Raw genomic sequence first — 18451 nt, 5'->3', positions numbered from 1 at the left:
CGGACTCTCTAGACCTCGAACCGGACTCTCTAGACCTCGAAGTCGCCGGCCGCGACCCGCAGCTCCCGCAGCACTTCGAACAGCGACCGGTGCTGTTCCGCGCTCAGCGCCCCTATCCCGAACTCGGCGGCCATCAGGTCGCGGGTCGCGTCCTCGACGACTTCGCGCCCCTTGGCGGTGATCTCGGCCAAGGTGCCGCGGCCGTCGTCGGGATTGGGGCGCCGGGCCACCAGACCCGACTTCTCCAGCCGGTCGATGATGTTGGTGACCGACGTCGGGTGCACCTGTAGGCGCTGCCCGATCTTCGACAGCGGCAGCGATCCGGCCCGGCTGAACGTCAGCAGCACCAGCGCCTCGTACCGGGCGAAGGTGAGCTCGTAGGGCTTGACGATCGCGTCCACCCTGGCCAGCAGCAGTTGCTGGGCCCGCATGACCGAGGTGATGGCGAGCATCGAGGTCGACTCACCCCAGCGATCCGTCCACGATTGGAAGGCGCGCTCGATCGGATCGAAGTTGAGGCTGTGGTCCTTGGGCACGCGGTTACGTTAGTCGCTCCCGGCGCGCGGGGTGTTCCCCTACAGCGGACGGTCTGCGCGTTGAGTGGACGAACCGCCGACCGATCGCGTTGACTGGCAAACGTGACAGAGGTCAAGAGCGAACCGGGTAAGCCAGAGGCCGAGAAGGCCGCCGCCGCGTCATTCCCCTGGCCGATCCACGAAGCAGTGCTCGACAACGGACTGCGCGTCGTGGTCAGCGCCGATCCCACCACGCCGATCGCGGCGGTCAACCTCTGGTACGACGTGGGCTCACGCCACGAGCGGACCGGGAAACACGGCTTCGCGCACCTGTTCGAGCACTTGATGTTCGAGGGATCGTCGCACGTGGCCAAGGGCGAGCACTTCGAGTGGGTGACGGCGGCCGGCGGCGCCGCGATCAACGCCACCACCAGCCCCGACCGCACCAACTACTTCCAGGTCATGCCCTCCTCGCAGCTGGAGCTGGCGCTGTGGCTGGAGGCCGACCGCATGGGCTCGCTGGCCCTGACCCAGGACACCCTGGACAACCAGCGCGAGGTCGTGAAGAACGAGCGGCGCCAGCGCTACGACAACCCGCCCTACGGCCGCTGGGTGGAATACGCCCTCCAGCTCACCTTCCCCGAGGGCCACCCGTACCACCACACCACCATCGGCTCGATGGACGAGCTGCAGGAAGCGGCCCTGGAGGACTTCCAGGACTTCAACGCGGTCTACTACTCGCCGAACAACGCGGTGCTCACCGTCGCCGGCGACGTCGACGCCGAGGAGGTCGTGCGCCTGGCGGAGAAGTACTTCGGCGGGATCCAGCGGCACGGCGACATCCCGGCCGCGCCGGACGGCACGCTGCCGCAGATCAAGATCGGCGAGACCAAGCGCCGGGTGGAGCCGGACGACTCGGTGCCGCGCCCGATGACGTTCATGATGTTCCGCGCCCCGGACTCCCGGCACCCGGACTTCACCGCCGTCGAGGTCCTGGCCACCGTCCTCGGCCGCGGCCGCGGCTCGCGGCTGTACCGCAAGCTGGTCACCGAGAAGAACCTCGCGCAGCGCGAGGAGTCCTACACCTCGGTGTGGAATCTGGCTTACGGCGCCTCGGTCTTCTTCGCCCTGTTCAGCCCGCGCGACGGCGTCGAGGCCACCGAGGTGGAGCGGGAGTTCACCGCCGTGCTGGACGGCCTGGCCGACGGCTCCGAGCCGGTGTCGGAGGCCGAACTCGGCCGCGCCAAGGCGCTGCTCACCAGCGACTGGCTGCGGGCCGTCAGCGAGCTCGGGGGGCGGGCCGACCTGCTCGGCCAGTACGCGACCCTGGAGCGCGACCCGAAGATCGTGCGCGAGTACCTGGCGCGTCTGGAGGCGGTCACCACCGAGGACATGCAGCGCACCGCCGCCCTGATCCTTCCCGACGACAACCGCGTCGTCATCGAGTACGTGACGAACGCGACCCCGGACGCCGAGACCGACGGGGACGCCGGCGCCAACGACGCCCAGGACGCCCAGGAGGCCGACGCATGAGCACCAACACCCTGGTCACCGAGCGCCCGGCCGGCGGGCCCCCGCGCCCCTACGAGTTCCCGGCCGTCACCCGCACCACGCTGCCCGGCGGCCAGATCGTCGCCGCGCACCTGCCGGGCCAGCGCATGGCCTACGCCGGCGTGCTGCTGGAGGCCGGATTCGTCCGGGAGCCGGAGGGCAAGGAGGGCGTCGGCAAGATCACGGCGGACCTGCTGCGCGAGGGCACGGAGCTCAAGAGCGGCGACGACTTCGCCCTGGCCCTGGAATCCCTGGGCGCCTCCTGGTCCGGCTCGGTCGACGCCGACGTGCTCCGGGTCGGGGTGCAGGCGCCGGTGGACCGGCTCGCCGCCGCGGTAGCGCTGCTCGCCGAGGCGCTGCGCCGGCCCCGGCTGGCCGAGAACGACTTCGACCGGGTCCGCGGCGACCGCGTCGCCAAGCTGACCACCGCCTGGGCGATGCCCGGCACCCGCGCCAACGAGGCCCTGAACCGCGGGCTGTACCTGCCGGAGAGCCGCTACAGCAAGCAGGACACCGGGACCGTCGCCTCCGTCAGCGCCCTGACACTGGACGACGTCCGCGCGTTCCACGGCGCGCACCTGGCCCTCGGCGGCACCCTGCTGCTGGCCGGCGACCTGTCGGGGGTGGACGTCGCCGCGCTCGGCGAGATCCTGCTCGGCCAGGCCGCCCCGGAGGTCACGCCGCCGGCCCCGACCGGCGCCCGCGACCTGGTGGACCGCGAGATCCTGGTGGTGGACCGGCCCGGCTCCGTGCAGTCCGTGCTGGCCATCGCGCACCACGCGCCGCGCCGCGACACCCCGGACTACACGGCGATCGAGGCCATGGCCACGATCCTCGGCGGCACCTTCAACTCGCGGCTGAACCACCAGCTGCGCGAGGTGAAGGGCTACACCTACGGCGCGCGCGGCGGCTTCGACCTGAACCGCGACAGCGGCGTGTTCTCGGCGACGGCCTCGGTCCACACCGAGGTGACCGCCGACGCCGCGGTGGACGCCCTGGCCGAGATCGAGCGCATCAAGGCCGGCGGGGTGACCGACGACGAGCTGGCCTCGACGAAGGCCTACCGGACCGGCTCGCTGCCGATCGCGCTGCAGACCCCCGGCTCGGTCGGCGGCGCGCTGGCGCAGATCGTGGAGTTCGGGCTGCCGGACGACTACTACACCCGCAAGTACACCGAGTACACGCAGCTGTCCAAGGACGAGGTGGACGCCGCCGCGGCCAAGCGGCTGTTCCCCGAGCACGCGGTGGTGGTGATCGAGGGCGACGCCGAGAAGATCCTCCCCGGGCTCACCGAGGCCGGGATCGGCACGGTCCGGGTGGACGACGAAGGACAGGCTTGATCCGCTTGATCTTTTTCCGCTTGATCTTTTCACGAGGTCGGCGGGACAGGGTCTTCAGGCCACTTCTCTGAAACCTCTGAGTTTGCTCTGAATATCAAGGCCCGCTGATCCCCGGGATCAGCGGGCCTTGATGCTGTCTCCACATGTTGACCTCGGTCTTCACCGTCAAACGAACCTCTTGCGATGCCCTTACCCACCCCTTGCGGCAAGCCCTCCGCACGCGAATTCTGACGGCGGTTCCCCAGGTTTACAGAATATTTACCGGCGATGTGCGTTGACGGCGAACCGAAAGCCCCCTAATTTCCCGGTCGGTACGTGTCCTTATACCCCACCCTCCAAGACTGGACCGTGAACCGGTTCGGAGAGGAAAACCACGTGCACCGGGTCCCACTGAGAGCGGCGGCAGGCCTTGCCGCAGCGGCGATCACGCTGTTCGCCACCGCCGCGAACGGAGCGGCGATGACATCGCCCTCCGGCGCCGACTCCAGCACCACTTCCGGCACCACCACCCAGAACCCGTATGACCCCACGTACGGCCACCCCTACCGGCACGGGGCCGTCCCCACCATCCAGCAGAACCAGAAGGCGAAGGCCTGGAGCGCTTCGCACCCCAGCACCAACGCCACCAATGCGGCGACCGGCCCGGAGACGCTGTCCTACGGCGGCGGCATCGACGGCACCGGTGTCATGTCGGGCGCCAAGTCCCAGGTCTACCTTGTTTTCTACGGCAACCAGTGGGGAACGCAGAGCACCGACTCCAACGGGAACGCCAAGTTCTCCAGCGACTCAGCTGGCGCCGCGGGCGTCGCCCAGCAGATGTTCAAGGGCATAGGCACCAACAACGAGCTGTGGTCCGCGGACCTCACGCAATGGTGTGACGGCTCCGGCGTGTCCTCCGGCGCGGTCGCCTGCCCGAGCAACCTGCCGGCCTCCCAGTTCGTGCCCTACCAGAGCGGCGGCGTGCTCGCCGGCGTCTGGTACGACAACTCGCAGGCCTCCCCGTCGGCCGCGAGCGGGAACCAGCTGGGCCAGGAAGCCCTGGCCGCGGCGCACCACTTCGGCAACACCACCGCCGCGTCCAACCGCCACTCGTACTACGTGATCCTGTCCCCGACGGGTACGAACCCTGACAACTACCAGGGCCAGTACTGCGCGTGGCACGACTACAACGGCGACTCCACCCTCACCGGCGGCGCCGTGTCCTCCGACGTCGGCGACTTCGCGTTCTCCAACCAGCCGTACAACATCGACTCCGGCTCCGGCTGCGGCGTCGGCTTCGTGAACTCCCCCGGCACCACCGACGGCTACAGCATCACGCTGGGCCACGAGTGGCACGAGACGCTGTCGGACCAGAACCCGGCGGGCGGCTGGACCAACCACGTGTCCGGCTCGTCCTTCAACGGCCAGGAGAACTCCGACGAGTGCGCCTGGCTCTCCCCCGGCACCGCCGGCGGCGCCGCGAACATCTCGTTCGGCTCCTTCGGCACCTACTCCGAGCAGGCCTCGTGGTCCAACGACACCAACGCCTGCGCCATCTCGCATCCGATCGTGAACCACGGCAGCACCGAGACGGTCTCGGTGACCAACCCGGGCAACCAGACCTCGACGCAGGGCACTGCCATCAGCACCCTGCAGATCTCGGGTTCGGACTCGGCCGGCAAGTCGCTGACCTACTCCGCCACCGGGCTGCCGGCCGGCCTGTCGATCAGCTCCTCCGGCGCCATCACCGGCACCCCCAGCGGCACCGGCACCTCGTCGGTGACCGTGACCGCGTCCTCGGGCACCGCGAGCGGCACCACGTCGTTCAGCTGGACGGTGAACCCGCAGGGCGGCACTGAGACGGTCTCCGTGTCCAACCCCGGCAACCAGACCTCGACTCAGGGCACTGCCATCAGCACCCTGCAGATCTCCGGTTCCGACTCGGCCGGCAAGTCGCTGACCTACTCGGCCTCCGGTCTCCCGGCCGGCCTGTCGATCAGCTCCTCCGGCGCCATCACCGGCACCCCGAGCGGCACCGGCACCTCGTCGGTGACTGTGACCGCGTCCTCGGGCACCGCCTCCGGCTCCACGACCTTCTCCTGGACGGTCAACCCCTCCGGTGGCGGCGGCTGCACCGCGGCCCAGCTGCTGGGCAACCCCGGCTTCGAGACCGGTAGCGCGTCCCCGTGGACCGCGACCTCCGGTGTCATCAACAGCGACACCACCTCCGAGCCCGCCCACTCCGGCAGCTACGACGCCTGGCTCGACGGCTACGGCACCACCCACACCGACACCCTGTCCCAGAAGGTCAGCATCGCCTCCACCTGCAAGACGGCGAACTTCTCCTTCTGGCTGCACATCGACACCGCGGAGACCACGACCACCACGGCCTACGACAAACTGTCGGTCCAGGTCCTGAACTCCTCGGGCACCGTGCTCGGCACCCTGGCCACCTACAGCAACCTGAACGCCGCCAGCGGCTACACCCAGCACTCCTTCAGCCTGGCCAGCTACATCGGCCAGACCGTCACCCTGAAGTTCACCGGCACCGAGGACGCCTCGCTGCAGACGTCCTTCGTGGTGGACGACACCGCTCTGAACGTCAACTGACGCTCTGAAGATTTAAATCAGAGCACGTAGCGTCGGCAGCCGCTCGGCGACCTTCTCCAGGTCGGCGAGCGGCTGCTCCGGTGCGAAGAACAGCACGATCTCGGTGAAGCCGGCGTCCAGCCACGGCGCGACGTCGTCCACCACCCGGCGCGGGTCCGGCCGCAGCTGCACCGAGCGCCGGATCTCCCCGGGGTCCCGGCCGACCTCGGCGCACCAGCGGTCCAGGACGCCGGAGAGCCGCGCGGCCTCCTCGACACCGTCGTGGTTGACGGTGTTCCAGACGTCAGCCTGCTCGGCCACCAGCTTCAGCATCCGCTTCTCGCCGGTGCCGCCGAGCCAGATCGGCGGATGCGGGGTCTGCACCGGCTTGGGCGCGTGCACCGCCTTGTCGAGGGTGTAGTACTCACCGGCGAAGTCGGTGAAGTCCTCCGGAGACCACAGGGCCTTGACGACCCGCAGCGCCTCGTCCAGCTTCTCAATACGCTGACGCGCGCCGCCGAGCTCGATGCCCAGCATCCGGTGCTCGTACTCGGACCAGCCGGCGCCGATCCCGAACTCCAGGCGGCCGTCGGACAGGTGGTCGACGGTGGTGGCGATCTTGGCCAGCAGTCCCGGGTGGCGGAAGGTGTTCGCGGTCACCATGGCGCCGATGCGCGCCCGGCGGGTCTCGGAGGCCATGGCGGCCAGCAGCGACCAGCCGTCGAACAGCTCGATCGCCGGGTCCGGCTCGGTCACGGTGGCCAGGTTTCCGGCCCCGGCCAGGTGGTCGTAGACCCACAGGTGGTCGAACCCTGATTCGTCGGCGAGGCGCCAGAAGGCGCGCAGTGCCGCGATGGTGGTGCCCTGCGGGACCAGCTTCGCGCCGATCCGCAGGGGGTGCCCGGCCATCCTCAGGCGCCGATTTGGCCGAGGTCGCGCACACCGCCGGTGGAGGCGCTGGAGGCCAGGGCGGCGTAGGCGCGCAGAGCCACCGAGACCTGGCGGTCGCGCTCGCGCGGCCGGTAGCCGCCGAGGTCGGCCAGCAGCTTCGCGCGGCGCTCCTCCACGATCTCCGGGTCGACGTCCAGGTGCAGGGTGCGGGTGGCGATGTCGATCTTCACGGTGTCGCCCTCCTCCACCAGCGCGATGACGCCGCCGGACGCCGCCTCCGGGGAGATGTGGCCGATGGACAGCCCCGAGGAGCCGCCGGAGAAGCGGCCGTCGGTGACCAGCGCGCACTTGGCGCCCAGGCCCGTGCCCTTGAGGAAGGACGTCGGGTACAGCATCTCCTGCATGCCCGGGCCGCCCTTGGGACCCTCGTAGCGGATCACGATGACGTCGCCGGCCACGATCTTCTTGGCCAGGATCGCCTCGACGGCGTCGTCCTGGGACTCGAAGACCCGCGCGGGCCCGGAGAACTCCCAGATCTTCTCGTCCACGCCGGCGGTCTTCACGATCGCGCCGTCGGTCGCCAGGTTGCCCCACAGGACGGCCAGGCCGCCGTCCTTGGTGTAGGCGTGCGCCATGTCGCGGATGCAGCCGCTCTCGGCGTCCGTGTCCAGGCTGGCCCAGCGGTTCGCGGTGGAGAACGGCTCGACGGTGCGCACGCCGCCGGGCGCCGCGTGGTACAGCTCGGTCGCGGCCTCGGAGGCCTTGCCGCCGCGCACGTCCCACTCGTCCAGCCAGGTCTGCAGGGTCGGCGCGTGCACCGAGTGCACCTCGGGGTCCAGCAGCCCGCCGCGGTGCAGCTCGCCGAGGATCGCCGGGATGCCGCCGGCGCGGTGCACGTCCTCCATGTGGAACTGGCTGCTCGGCGCGACCTTCGCGATGCACGGCACCCGGCGCGAGACGTGGTCGATGTCCTTCAGCCCGAAGCCGACGCCGGCCTCCTGCGCGGCGGCCAGCAGGTGCAGCACGGTGTTGGTGGAGCCGCCCATGGCCACGTCCAGGGCCATCGCGTTGCCGAACGCGGCCGGGGTGGCGATGGCGCGCGGCAGGACCGCCTCGTCGTCGCCGTCGTAGTAGCGGCGCGCCAGCTCCACGACGGTGCTGCCGGCGCGCTCGAACAGCTGCCGCCGGGCCTCGTGGGTGGCCAGCACCGAGCCGTTGCCGGGCAGGCCCAGGCCCAGCGCCTCGACCAGGCAGTTCATCGAGTTCGCGGTGAACATGCCGGAACAGGAGCCGCAGGTCGGGCAGGCGGAGCGCTCGATGCCGCCGAGCTGCTCGTCGGTGACCGCGTCGTTGGCCGAGGCGATCATCGCGTCGATCAGGTCGATCTTGGAGTGCACCACGCCCTCGATGGCCGTGGTCTTGCCGGCCTCCATCGGCCCGCCGGAGACGAACACGGTCGGGACGTTCAGGCGCAGCGCGGCCATCAGCATGCCGGGGGTGATCTTGTCGCAGTTGGAGATGCACACCAGCGCGTCGGCGCAGTGCGCGTTCACCATGTACTCCACGGCGTCGGCGATCAGCTCGCGGCTGGGCAGCGAGTAGAGCATGCCGGCGTGGCCCATCGCGATGCCGTCGTCCACGGCGATGGTGTTGAACTCCTTGGCGACGCCGCCGGCCTCCTTCACCGAGTCGGCGACGATCTCGCCGACGTTGCGCAGGTGCACGTGGCCCGGGACGAACTGGGTGAAGGAGTTGGCGATGGCGACGATCGGCTTGCCGAAGTCGTCGTCCCCCATGCCGGTGGCCCGCCAAAGCGCGCGCGCCCCCGCCATGTTGCGTCCGTGGGTGCTGGTACGCGACCGCAGGGCTGGCATGCGCGGCTCCGATCTGTATCTATCTATGAAGATCTGTATCTATCTATGAAGATCTTGAAACGCTGGCTTGAGACGTTCATTCTCGCACTGTGGACTCTACCGTTCCAGCCGCGTCCGGGAAGTGGACGCCGCGCGAGAACCCCAGGTCCGATCCCTGTGACCTGCGCGTAAGATTCCCGCCGTGGCGAAAACGGGGCGGGTTCTGGGCTGGATCGGCAAGGCGGTCGCCACGGTCGTCGCAGTTCTCGCCACGGTGTTCACCGTGGACGCGGCGCTGGAGCTTGCGGCTCACCAGGGCGACCAGAACGCCTACGACCACGCGCCGTACTGCCGGGGCGTGACGAACGCGACCGAGAGCTGCGTGCTGCGCACCGACGCCACCGTGGTCTTCGTCGACGTCACGAAGAACACCGGCAAGAACGCCCACGGCCACACCACCTCGGCCTTCCTCGACCCGAAGATCGGCGGCCAGGAAGCGTCGGTCGTCCTGAGCTCCTCGGAAGACCTGTCGGGCTCGGTGGCCGAGGGCGACACCATGCCGGTGCTGGTCTGGCGCGATCGGATCACCCGGTTCACGTTCGCCGGCCGCACCCACGACTCCGACGCGAACCCGCACCGCATCGTCGCCGGCGACCTGGTGGACCTCGCGGTATGGCTGATCGCGGCGACGGTGTTCGGACGGCCGCGGATCCGCCGGCTGCTGCGCAACCGGATCGCGATCAACCTGCACCGCAACCGGATCCCGGACTGGACGCTGCTCGGGCTGGTGTCGGCGACGGCGGTCGCCGCGCTGCTGCGGGCCTCTTATGCGGCGATCGGCTTCGGGCTGGCCGGGGTCGCGGTGCTGGTGCTGTCGGCGGCGTGGCCGTTCGTGCCGTGGGTGGCGACGCCTTCGGCGGCGCGGCCTTATGTGCCGCCTTACGTGCCCGGACAGCGGGCTGCGGCGAGGAAGGCCAGAGCGCAGGGGCAGGCGCGGTCGAAACTGCCGTGATCAGCTTTGCCGGCTGACCGCGGTGCGGATCAGATCGCTGATCTCGGTCTGCCAGGCGAGCGCCGAACCGCGCGGGGCCATGTGGTTCGACAGGTAGGCGACCACGAGGTCGTGCTCGGGGTCGGCCCAGGCGTTGCAGTAGTTGCTGCCGTTGTGGCCGAAGACTTCCGTGCCCGCGGTGCGCCCGAAGGGTTGGGCGGTCTCGATCGGCAGCGCGCCCCAGCCGAGTTGGAAGCCCGCGGACCAGCGGACGGCGTGGCCGATGATCGGGTCGACGCGCATGGCCTCGGCGTCGGTGAAGGCGGGTTTCAGCGCCTCCTGCACGGTTTCCGGCTTGAACACGGTGACGCCGTCGACGCTGCCGCCGTTCAGGAGTAGTTGATGGAACCGTGCGACGTCGCGGGCCGTGGAATGGACGGTCGCGGCAGGGATCGGGGCGGTGCGGACGAACTTCTTGTCGAAGCGGGCCACCTTCAGGCGGTCCGGGAACGAGGTTCGCGGGGCTCTGGACAGTTCCAGGACGGTTCGCTCGTCCCATGCGGACGGCGGGAGTCCGAGGGTGGTGTCCTCCAGCCCGGCCGGAGCGAACATCTCAGTCCTCAGATACTCGGCGAGCGGTGTTCCGGTGACGCGTTGGAGGAGCTCGCCGAGGATGAAGCCGTGGCTGAGGATGTGGTACGCCGAGGACCGGCCCGGCTCCGTCTTCGGTTTCGCCGCGGCGGCCGCGCGGGCCGAGCGGTCCCAGTCGTGCATGATCAGGGCGTCTCCGACGACGTGCCAGGTCGACAGGGGCGCGCCAGTGGAGTGGGTGAGCACGTGGCGGGGCGTCACGGCGTGCTTGCCGGAGCGGCCGTATTCGGGCCAGTGGTCGGCGATCGGGGCGTCGAGGTCGAGGTCGCCGCGTTCGGCGAGGAGGTGGACGGCCATCGCGGTGAACGGTTTTCCGGTGGACCACAGGAGGAACGGAGTGTCGGGGTCGCATCTCAGGCAGACGTCGAGGATCGGCGCTCCGTGGTGCAGGACGTGCAGTTGGGCGCGTCCGGGGCGTTGGGAGACCAGCTCGGCGATGCGGTTGAGGGCGTCCTCGTTCATCGCTCCAGCTTGTCAGGCGGGGTCGTTGGAGGCCGTGCCGCTTGTGCCGACCGTGCCGCTGGTACCGCTGGTACCGCTGGTACCGCTGGTACCGCTGGTACCGCTGGTACCGCTCGTGCCGGCGCGGCGGCTGCGCCAGTCGGCGACCGCGACCACCAGCGCGCCGGCCTCGAAGCAGATCGCGACGACGGCGCCGGCCTGGAAGGCGTTGGCGAAGCCCTTGCCGTGGCCGACACGGGAGAAGAAGACCGCGCCGACGCAGGCGATGCCGAGCGCGGAGCCCAGGCGCTGCGCGGTCTGCATGACGCCGCCGGCCGTGCCCGCGCGCGCCACCGGGACCTCGGACAGCGACAGCGCGAGGTTGGGGGCGATGACCAGGCCGGAGCCGATGCCGGCGACCAGCAGCGGGCCGGCGGTCGCGACGCCCGCGCCGCGGCCGTGGACCCAGTGCACGACCAGGATGGCGGCGCCGGTGGCCACCGTCACCAGGACGATGCCGAGGATGACCAGCGGGCGGCCGTGCTTGCCGACCAGGCGTCCGCCGAGGGTGGCGCTCACCGCCGAGCCGAGGGCGAAGGGGGTGGTGGCCAGGCCGGCTTCCAGGGCGCTGTAGTGCAGGCCGTTCTGCACGAAGAGCGTGAAGATGAAGAAGATCGTGGTGAAGCCGGCGAAGTAGAGCAGGCCGAGGACGCTGCCGCGGGTGTAGGAGCGGATGCGGACCAGCGCCGGCGGGACCAGCGGCGTGCGGCCGGAGGCGGCGATCCGGCGCTCCCATTGCGCGAAGGCGATGGCCAGCAGCACGCCGAGCACCACCAGCCACCACTTGCCGCGGCCCTTCCACTGCTGCTCCTGCACCAGCGGCAGCATGATCGCGACCACGGAGGCGCCCAACAGCGCCACCCCGACCCAGTCGATGCGCCCCTTCGTCCCGATCCGCCCGCACCCGACACATCCCGGGATCAGCCGCAGCGCGAGGACGAACGCGACGACCCCGATCGGCAGGTTGACGAAGAACACCCAGCGCCAGCCGTGGTCCTCGCCCCCGGCGGCGATCAGCAGCCCGCCGACCAGCGGCCCGATCGCCGTCGCCAACCCCACCGTCGCCCCGAAGTACCCGAACGCCCGAGCCCGCGCCGCCCCGGAGAACATCTCCTGGATCAGCCCGGAGATCTGCGGCCCGAGAATGCCCGAAGCGAACCCCTGCACCAACCGCGCCACGACGAGGAACGCCGCCCCCGGCGCGATCCCGCACAACCCCGAGGCGACGGTGAACGCGGCCAGTCCGACCAGGAACGCCGTCCGCCGCCCGACCATGTCCCCGAAGACACCGGACGGCACAAGGATGAGGCCGAAGGTCAGGGCGTACCCGGAGACCACCCACGACAGGTCCGCGGGCGTGGCGTGCAGACCCTTCTGCATGGAGGGCAGCGCGACGTTGACGATGGAGACGTCGAGCAACGTCATGAAGCCGACGAGCAGGCACACCGCGAGCGCCCGGTACTTGTGCCGCTCGGAAAGCCCCGCGATCCCGGGGATGCTGGAGTGTGCCTCGGGGAGCTCGTCGGGATCGACGGCCACCGCCGCGCCAGGGTCCGGTTCCGGGTCTTCCGTGGCGGAGGTCACAGTCGTCACCGTGACAGCGGTCGGGGAGGGCTGCAAGTCGAGGCAGCTTACGCGCTCGCCGGCGATGTGGCGGCACGCGCGCAGGGCTGAGTGGCGACCGCCGTCAGCCCCGCCCCGGCTCCAGTCCCTTGCTGATCACGTCCAGGATCTCCCCCAGCGTGTCCAGCTGCTCGCGGCTCAGCGGCGTGATGAACGCCTCGCGCACGTCCGCGACGTGCGTGGGGACCGCGGCCAGCAGCTTCTCCCAGCCCTGGTCGGTCAGGACGGCGAAGAAGCCGCGGCCGTCGGTCTCGCAGGGTTCGCGGCGGACCAGGCCTTCCTTCTCCATGCGGCTGATCTGGTGGGACAGGCGGCTCTTGGAGAGCAGGGCGCCCTCGGCCAGCTCGGTCATCCGGATGCGGCGGAGCGGGGCTTCGGAGAGGCGGGCCAGGACCTCGTAGTCGATCAGGGTCAGGCCGTGGCCCCGGGACAGGCTGGCGTTCAGGCGGTCCGGGAGCAGGCGCATCACCGAGATGTACTGACGCCAGACGGCCTGCTCGGTCTGGTCGAGCCAGGCTGGTTCGGCGGTACCCTCGGCGGTCATGCTTCCAGCCTACGGCAGTGGTTGAACGTGAAACGGGCTCGGCCCGCCGACCTGGTGAAGGACGCGGCGGGCCGAGCGGGAAACGCTGTACAGGTGCTTCGGTGGCTACTGCCCGTTGCCGACGTTCGGATCGGTCGGGGGCCGGGTGGGCAGGGTGGTTGGCAGGGTGGTCGGCGGGGTGGTCGGCAAGGTGGTGAGGACCACGGTCTCGGCCGTCTGCCTGAGCGGCGGTGCGGGCTGGGGCATCGGCTGCACGGGCTGGGGCATCGGTGGTGTGGGCTGGGGCATCGGCGGCGCCGTCTGAGCGGGCATCGCGGCCAACGTCACCGTCTCGTCCAGCGCGTACTGGCCCGGGAACGCGCCCGCCGCGCGCGCCGCGTCGTCGCACGCCGCCAGCTCCACCGTCATCAGCGACTCGGCGTGCTTCTGCGCCTCGAACGCCTTGCCGCCGCCGCGGATCCCGAACAGCCGCTTGGAGACCAGCAGGTACACCACGGCCGCGACGTTGACCGTGAAGGTGCAGATCGCGAAGATGTAGGACTTGTGCTCGTGCACCTTGTTGTAGCCGTCCCAGAGCTCCAGCGGCAGGAAGATCGACGTGCCGACCGCGGTCAGGTACTCGCCCCACCGCTTGGCCAGCCACAGCCCGACGCCCTCGACCGTCTCCAGCAGCGCGTAGCCGCCGAGCAGCAGCGCCACCGTGTGGATCGACTTCGGGCTGTAGTTGAACGTCTTCCGGACCCGCTCGACGATGCTCGCGTGCTCCACGTCCCACCCGAAGTGGTTCGCGAACGGCTTGAACGCCGTCAGGTCCGACTCGAAGAGCCGCTGCACCGCGTTCTGGCTGCTGCCGAACTTCCACACCGCCCAGGCGATCAGCATGATCACCACGCCGCGGACGATCCGCTCGACGGCCAGCAGCCGCAGGATGAACAAGTCCCGCAACGCCTTGCCCCGCGGCACGATCGGCGCCCGATCCGCCGGCCCGCTGCCCTTGGGCTCCCCTATGACGAAGTCCCCGCATCGCAGGCACCGCCACGCTTGCCCGTGGACGGTCCCCACCTGAAGTCTCGCGGCCAGCTCCGTCTCCACCCCGGATCCGACCGGTGCGTAGGTCTCATGCCCCCGACGCGCACAATGGCGCCTGTTCCAGTCACGCATGGAGCCAGAGTAGGGGGAGCCGCAGAGCCGTGGTACCAGGTCGGGTATTCTGCCCGGGATATACCGGCACTTGTCGGTGATAACCCTGAACTGCGAGGACCTCCGTGACGACTGCCGATGTGACGACCGCCGAGGACACCAAGCTCGCGCGCTTCCGCGTGGTGTCGCTGGCGGAGGGTATCTCGTTCCTGATCTTGCTGTGCGTCGCGATGCCGCTGAAGTACGCCGCGCACATGCCGGCCGCGACGATGGTCTTCGGCATGATCCACGGCCTGCTGTTCCTGGCCTACCTGGCGCTGGCCTACGACGTGAAGCAGGCGCACAACTGGGACGCCAAGCGCTTCCTCGTGGTGCTCATCGCCTCGGTGATCCCGACCGGGCCGTTCTGGCTGCACAAGTCGCTGAAGAAGTAACCCTTAACAAGGCGTTGAGCAAGAAGGCGTCGGCTGCCGAGCAGCCGGCGCCTTCTGCGTCAGGCCCCGACCCCGGCCACCAACTCGTCAGCGGCCGAATACGGGTCCAGCTCCCGCCCCACGACCCGCTCGGCGAGCACCGACAGCCGCCGGTCGCCCCGCAGGTCGCCGATCCGCGCGCGCAGCGCCGCCAGCGCGATGCCCTCGATCTCGACCGAGGCCCGGTACTGACGCCGCTCGGTGAGCTTCCCGTGTTCCTCCAGCCAGCCGCGGTGCTTGTCCAGCGCCTCGACGAACTCCTCGATGCCCTGGCCGGCCGAGGCGACCGTCTTCACGATCGGCGGCCGCCAGTCGCCGGGCGAGCGGGACTCCCCCAGCGCCAGCATGTGGCCCAGCTCCCGGGCGGTCGCGTCGGCGCCGTCCCGGTCGGCCTTGTTCACCACGAACACGTCGCCGATCTCCAGGATCCCGGCCTTGGCCGCCTGGATGCCGTCGCCCATGCCCGGGGCCAGCAGCACCACCGAGGTGTCGGCGGTCGCGGCGATCTCCACCTCGGACTGCCCCACGCCGACCGTCTCGATCAGCACCACGTCGCAGCCCGCGGCGTCCAGCACCCGCACCGCCTGCGGCGTCGATGCCGACAGGCCGCCGAGGTGCCCGCGCGAGGCCATGGAGCGGATGTAGACGTCCCGGTCGGTGGCGTGCTCCTGCATCCGGACCCGGTCGCCGAGCAGCGCGCCGCCGGAGAACGGCGAGGAGGGGTCGACGGCCAGCACGCCGACCCGCTTGCCCTGTGCGCGCAGCGCCGTGACCAGCGCGGACGTGGACGTGGACTTGCCGACGCCGGGCGAGCCGGTGAGGCCGACGACGTACGCGTTGCCGGCGTACGGCGTCAGCGCGGCCATCACCTCGCGCAGCAGCGGGGAGCCGTCCTCCACGTGGGAGATCAGCCGCGCCACCGCGCGCGGGTCGCCCTTGCGGGCGCGTTCGACGAGATCCGTCACGTCATTGCCAGCCACGGCCGGTGATCCTATCCGCGCCGGGGTCAGCCGCGCTTCGGCACGGTGATGATCAGCGCGTCGCCCTGACCGCCGCCGCCGCACAGCGCCGCCGCGCCGGTGCCGCCGCCACGCCGCTGGAGCTCCAGGGCCAGGCTGAGCACCAGGCGCGCGCCGGACATGCCGATCGGGTGGCCCAGCGCGATGGCGCCGCCGTTGACGTTGACGATCTCCTCGTCGACGCCGAGGTCCTCCATGGACTGCACGCCGACCGCCGCGAAGGCCTCGTTGATCTCGATCAGGTCCAGGTCGGCCACGGTCAGGCCCTGCTTGCCCAGGGCGTGCCGGATGGCGTTCGAGGGCTGCGACTGGAGCGAGGTGTCGGGACCGGCGACGTTGCCGTGCGCGCCGATCTCGGCGATCCACTCCAGGCCCAGCTCCTCGGCCTTGGCCTTCGACATCACGACCACGGCCGCCGCGCCGTCGGAGATCTGCGAGGAGGTGCCGGCGGTGATGGTGCCGTCCTTGGTGAACGCCGGACGCAGACCGGCCAGGCTCTCCACGGTGGTGTCGGGCCGGATGCCCTCGTCGGTGGCGAACAGGATCGGGTCGCCCTTGCGCTGCGGGATCGACACCGGGGTGATCTCGGCCTCGAAGACGCCGTTCTTCTGCGCGGCGGCGGCGCGCTGGTGCGAGCGGGCGGCGAACTCGTCCTGCGGCGCGCGCTCGATGCCCAGGCGGGCGTTGTGCTTCTCGGTCGACTCGCCCATCGGGATGTTCTCCCAGGGGTCGGTCAGGCCGTCGTAGGCCATGGCGTCGAGCATCTCGACGGCGCCGTACTTGAAGCCCTCACGCGACTTCGGCAGCAGGTGCGGGGCGTTGGTCATGGACTCCTGGCCGCCGGCCACCACGATGTCGAACTCGCCGGCCCGGATCAGCTGGTCGGCCAGCGCGATCGCGTCCAGCCCGGACAGGCAGACCTTGTTGATGGTGATCGCCGGCGTGGTCAGCGGGATGCCCGCGGACACGGCCGCCTGCCGCGCCGGGATCTGCCCGGCCCCGGCCTGCAGCACCTGGCCCATGATCACGTACTGCACCTGCTCGGGCGCGACCCCGGCGCGCGCCAGCGCCGCCTTGATCGCGACGCCGCCGAGGTCGGCGCCGGAGAAGTTCTTCAGGGAGCCGAGCAGGCGGCCCATGGGGGTCCGCGCGCCTGCGACGATCACCGACTTGGTAGCGCTCACGACGATGCTCTCCAGTGTCTGCGAGGGTGAGGGGAAAGTGGAGCTTGGTGCTGGCCACCAGCCTAGTCAGCAGTAAATTACTCGTCAGTAGCTTAGGGTGTCGTCTTCGACACAACCCGGCGCGCGCTTTAGACCCACCCTGGAGGATGTCCCCATGTCGTCTTCACTGTCTTCCCCATTGACCCGCATCGACCACATCGGCATCGCGTGCCGGAACCTCGACGAGACCGTCGAGTTCTACCGCGCGACCTACGGCTTCGAGGTCTTCCACTCGGAGGTCAACGAGGAGCAGGGCGTCCGCGAGGCGATGCTGAAGATCAACGACACCGGCGACGGCGGCGCCAGCTACCTGCAGCTGCTGGAGCCGACCCGCGAGGACTCGGCCATCGCGAAGTGGATGGCGAAGAACGGCGAGGGCGTGCACCACGTCGCCTTCGGCACCGCCGACGTCACGGCCACGACCACCGACATCGTCGGCAAGGGCATCCGCTCGCTGTACCCCGAGGCGCGGCGCGGGAGCATGGGGTCCTCGATCAACTTCCTGCACCCGAAGGACGCGCACGGGGTGCTGGTGGAGCTGGTGCAGGCCGCCGAGGGCGACGCCGAGCACTGAATAACACTGAATAACACCGATAAGACCGACAAGCAGACAGGGCCCTCACTCGGATGGAGTCGCCCGGATGCCGTATCCGGGCGACCATCACACCCGGCCCGGCGGTGCTCGCGAGGCAGGCCGACTTCTCGCGCCCAAGCCGGCTCGCGGTTGATCGCTGACCGGCGCAGCGTGCCGGAGCTCTCACAGCCGACCGTGCTCGCGGAGCGGCCCGACCGCCCAGCCGCGCTCCTCGCAGTGATCGAGCAGCAGCGGCACGGCGCCGAGCGTGGCGTGCCAGGAGCCGGGCTTGGCGGTGCAGTCGGTGTCGTGGAGCAGGATCGTGCCGCCGCCGTGCAGGTCCTTGGTGACTTGGCGATGGACGCTGCCCGGGGTGGCGCGCGCCGTCCAGTCCTCGCCCCAGCTGGTCCAGAGTGTCGGACGCAGCCCCAGTCGCCGGGCGGTGCGGTGCGCCGAGGCGGTCATGACCCCATAAGGCGGCCGGAACAGTGTCGGCTGCTCCCCGGTCAGATCGGCGAGGAGGTCGCGGGCCCGGGTCAGGTCCTGGTCGGTCGCCCGGGGGCGGCGGAACAGCAGGCTCTGGTGGTGCCAGCCGTGCACACCGATCTCGTGCCCGGCCGCCTGGATCTTCCGGACCAGCCCCGGCGCGCGCTCGGCCATCGAGCCGAGCAGGAAGAACGTCGCGTGCACGTCCCGCGCCGCCAGCAGCTCCAGGAAGCGCGGTGTCGAGTTCGGGTCCGGGCCGTCGTCGAAGGTCAGGGCGACATGGTCCGCCGCACCGCGCGCCGCCAAACCCGGCAGCACGCGGTTTCGAACCGGACCGAATGTCGTGGTCGCCGGGAACGGATGCATCAACATAGTGGCCACATCGCCAAGCATCGCCATCAGACCGCCACCGCCTCGGAAGCCGTGTCGGCCATCATGCTCATGATCACGGCATCCGCCTCCACCCCCGCACCGACCATCGCCAGCCCGGCATTGTGCTGCCGCCGCC

General features: G+C 70.3%; 16 protein-coding genes. 6 read left to right on the top strand and 10 right to left on the bottom strand.

The window, feature by feature from the left end; genetic code table 11:
- Nucleotides 1–29 precede the first annotated feature (29 nt).
- Nucleotides 30–536: a MarR family winged helix-turn-helix transcriptional regulator gene (locus GWK61_RS29440; protein ID WP_194914005.1), complete on the bottom strand. Its 507-nt coding sequence runs from the start codon at nucleotides 534–536 to the stop codon at nucleotides 30–32.
- Between the two features lie 102 nt (nucleotides 537–638).
- Between GWK61_RS29440 and GWK61_RS29435 the strand changes: the two genes are divergently transcribed.
- The 3 genes from GWK61_RS29435 to GWK61_RS29425 all read left to right on the top strand — a co-directional run bounded on the left by GWK61_RS29435 (nucleotide 639) and on the right by GWK61_RS29425 (nucleotide 5995).
- The gene (locus GWK61_RS29435) at nucleotides 639–2048 is read left to right on the top strand and encodes a M16 family metallopeptidase (protein ID WP_194914003.1); all 1410 of its coding nucleotides are present in this window, start codon (nucleotides 639–641) and stop codon (nucleotides 2046–2048) included.
- Nucleotides 2045–3406 (top strand): M16 family metallopeptidase, encoded by a 1362-nt coding sequence (locus GWK61_RS29430; RefSeq protein ID WP_194914001.1) that lies wholly within the window; start codon nucleotides 2045–2047, stop codon nucleotides 3404–3406. The genes GWK61_RS29435 and GWK61_RS29430 overlap by 4 nt, the downstream gene beginning before the upstream one ends.
- 459 nt (nucleotides 3407–3865) lie before the next feature.
- Nucleotides 3866–5995 (top strand): putative Ig domain-containing protein, encoded by a 2130-nt coding sequence (locus tag GWK61_RS29425; protein ID WP_194913997.1) that lies wholly within the window; start codon nucleotides 3866–3868, stop codon nucleotides 5993–5995.
- Between the two features lie 12 nt (nucleotides 5996–6007).
- On the opposite strand, the gene GWK61_RS29420 is transcribed toward GWK61_RS29425, so the two are convergent.
- Both GWK61_RS29420 and ilvD read right to left on the bottom strand, forming a co-directional pair.
- The gene (locus GWK61_RS29420) at nucleotides 6008–6883 is read right to left on the bottom strand and encodes a TIGR03560 family F420-dependent LLM class oxidoreductase (RefSeq protein WP_194913984.1); all 876 of its coding nucleotides are present in this window, start codon (nucleotides 6881–6883) and stop codon (nucleotides 6008–6010) included.
- A 2-nt stretch (nucleotides 6884–6885) separates the two neighbouring features.
- Nucleotides 6886–8739 (bottom strand): dihydroxy-acid dehydratase, encoded by a 1854-nt coding sequence (gene ilvD / locus GWK61_RS29415; protein WP_194913982.1) that lies wholly within the window; start codon nucleotides 8737–8739, stop codon nucleotides 6886–6888.
- A 181-nt stretch (nucleotides 8740–8920) separates the two neighbouring features.
- Here ilvD and GWK61_RS29410 point away from each other — a divergent pair, with 181 nt between their 5' ends.
- Complete coding sequence (locus GWK61_RS29410; protein ID WP_194913973.1) at nucleotides 8921–9730, top strand: hypothetical protein; 810 nt, start codon at nucleotides 8921–8923, stop codon at nucleotides 9728–9730.
- Here the strand turns inward: GWK61_RS29410 and GWK61_RS29405 are convergent, their stop codons facing one another.
- From GWK61_RS29405 to GWK61_RS29390, 4 genes are all read right to left on the bottom strand, one after another.
- A complete protein-coding gene (locus GWK61_RS29405; RefSeq protein WP_194913971.1) occupies nucleotides 9731–10822 on the bottom strand; it encodes a serine hydrolase domain-containing protein in 1092 nt (363 codons plus the stop codon).
- 12 nt (nucleotides 10823–10834) lie between these two features.
- The gene (locus tag GWK61_RS29400; protein WP_323747810.1) at nucleotides 10835–12445 is read right to left on the bottom strand and encodes an MFS transporter; all 1611 of its coding nucleotides are present in this window, start codon (nucleotides 12443–12445) and stop codon (nucleotides 10835–10837) included.
- Between the two features lie 103 nt (nucleotides 12446–12548).
- Nucleotides 12549–13028 carry a MarR family winged helix-turn-helix transcriptional regulator gene (locus GWK61_RS29395; protein ID WP_194913966.1) on the bottom strand — a complete coding sequence of 160 codons (480 nt, stop codon included), beginning with the start codon at nucleotides 13026–13028 and terminating at the stop codon, nucleotides 12549–12551.
- Between the two features lie 105 nt (nucleotides 13029–13133).
- Entirely contained in the window at nucleotides 13134–14189 is a 1056-nt protein-coding gene (locus GWK61_RS29390) for a DUF2127 domain-containing protein (protein WP_194913957.1), read from the bottom strand.
- A 104-nt stretch (nucleotides 14190–14293) separates the two neighbouring features.
- On the opposite strand from GWK61_RS29390, the gene GWK61_RS29385 reads away from it, so the two are divergent.
- Nucleotides 14294–14602 (top strand): DUF3817 domain-containing protein, encoded by a 309-nt coding sequence (locus tag GWK61_RS29385; protein ID WP_194913955.1) that lies wholly within the window; start codon nucleotides 14294–14296, stop codon nucleotides 14600–14602.
- A 59-nt stretch (nucleotides 14603–14661) separates the two neighbouring features.
- Here GWK61_RS29385 and meaB read toward each other — a convergent pair whose 3' ends face one another.
- Complete coding sequence (gene meaB, locus GWK61_RS29380) at nucleotides 14662–15621, bottom strand: methylmalonyl Co-A mutase-associated GTPase MeaB (protein WP_194913954.1); 960 nt, start codon at nucleotides 15619–15621, stop codon at nucleotides 14662–14664.
- A gap of 26 nt (nucleotides 15622–15647) precedes the next feature.
- Nucleotides 15648–16799, bottom strand: a complete 1152-nt coding sequence (locus tag GWK61_RS29375) for an acetyl-CoA C-acetyltransferase (RefSeq protein WP_438939789.1) — start codon at nucleotides 16797–16799, stop codon at nucleotides 15648–15650.
- A gap of 199 nt (nucleotides 16800–16998) precedes the next feature.
- Between GWK61_RS29375 and mce the strand changes: the two genes are divergently transcribed.
- Nucleotides 16999–17457 carry a methylmalonyl-CoA epimerase gene (mce, locus tag GWK61_RS29370; protein WP_194913950.1) on the top strand — a complete coding sequence of 153 codons (459 nt, stop codon included), beginning with the start codon at nucleotides 16999–17001 and terminating at the stop codon, nucleotides 17455–17457.
- A 183-nt stretch (nucleotides 17458–17640) separates the two neighbouring features.
- Here mce and GWK61_RS29365 read toward each other — a convergent pair whose 3' ends face one another.
- Nucleotides 17641–18315, bottom strand: a complete 675-nt coding sequence (locus tag GWK61_RS29365) for a polysaccharide deacetylase family protein (RefSeq protein ID WP_228563139.1) — start codon at nucleotides 18313–18315, stop codon at nucleotides 17641–17643.
- Between the last annotated feature and the right edge of the window lie 136 nt (nucleotides 18316–18451).

It is taken from the genome of Catenulispora rubra, assembly GCF_015356825.1.
In the GTDB taxonomy this organism is placed as follows: Bacteria; Actinomycetota; Actinomycetes; order Streptomycetales; family Catenulisporaceae; genus Catenulispora; species Catenulispora rubra.
This window is presented reverse-complemented; position numbering and strand designations above follow the sequence as displayed.

What these genes read in the sequence shown, in the direction of transcription:
- GWK61_RS29395 (WP_194913966.1), bottom strand. Translation starts at nt 13,028, where the DNA reads ATGACCGCCGAGGGTACCGCCGAACCAGCCTGGCTCGACCAGACCGAG.
- ilvD (WP_194913982.1), bottom strand. Translation starts at nt 8,739, where the DNA reads ATGCCAGCCCTGCGGTCGCGTACCAGCACCCACGGACGCAACATGGCG.
- GWK61_RS29390 (WP_194913957.1), bottom strand. Translation starts at nt 14,189, where the DNA reads ATGCGTGACTGGAACAGGCGCCATTGTGCGCGTCGGGGGCATGAGACC.
- GWK61_RS29405 (WP_194913971.1), bottom strand. Translation starts at nt 10,822, where the DNA reads ATGAACGAGGACGCCCTCAACCGCATCGCCGAGCTGGTCTCCCAACGC.
- GWK61_RS29375 (WP_438939789.1), bottom strand. Translation starts at nt 16,799, where the DNA reads ATGGGCCGCCTGCTCGGCTCCCTGAAGAACTTCTCCGGCGCCGACCTC.
- GWK61_RS29425 (WP_194913997.1), top strand. Translation starts at nt 3,866, where the DNA reads ATGACATCGCCCTCCGGCGCCGACTCCAGCACCACTTCCGGCACCACC.
- mce (WP_194913950.1), top strand. Translation starts at nt 16,999, where the DNA reads ATGTCGTCTTCACTGTCTTCCCCATTGACCCGCATCGACCACATCGGC.
- GWK61_RS29365 (WP_228563139.1), bottom strand. Translation starts at nt 18,315, where the DNA reads ATGTTGATGCATCCGTTCCCGGCGACCACGACATTCGGTCCGGTTCGA.
- GWK61_RS29420 (WP_194913984.1), bottom strand. Translation starts at nt 6,883, where the DNA reads ATGGCCGGGCACCCCCTGCGGATCGGCGCGAAGCTGGTCCCGCAGGGC.
- GWK61_RS29430 (WP_194914001.1), top strand. Translation starts at nt 2,045, where the DNA reads ATGAGCACCAACACCCTGGTCACCGAGCGCCCGGCCGGCGGGCCCCCG.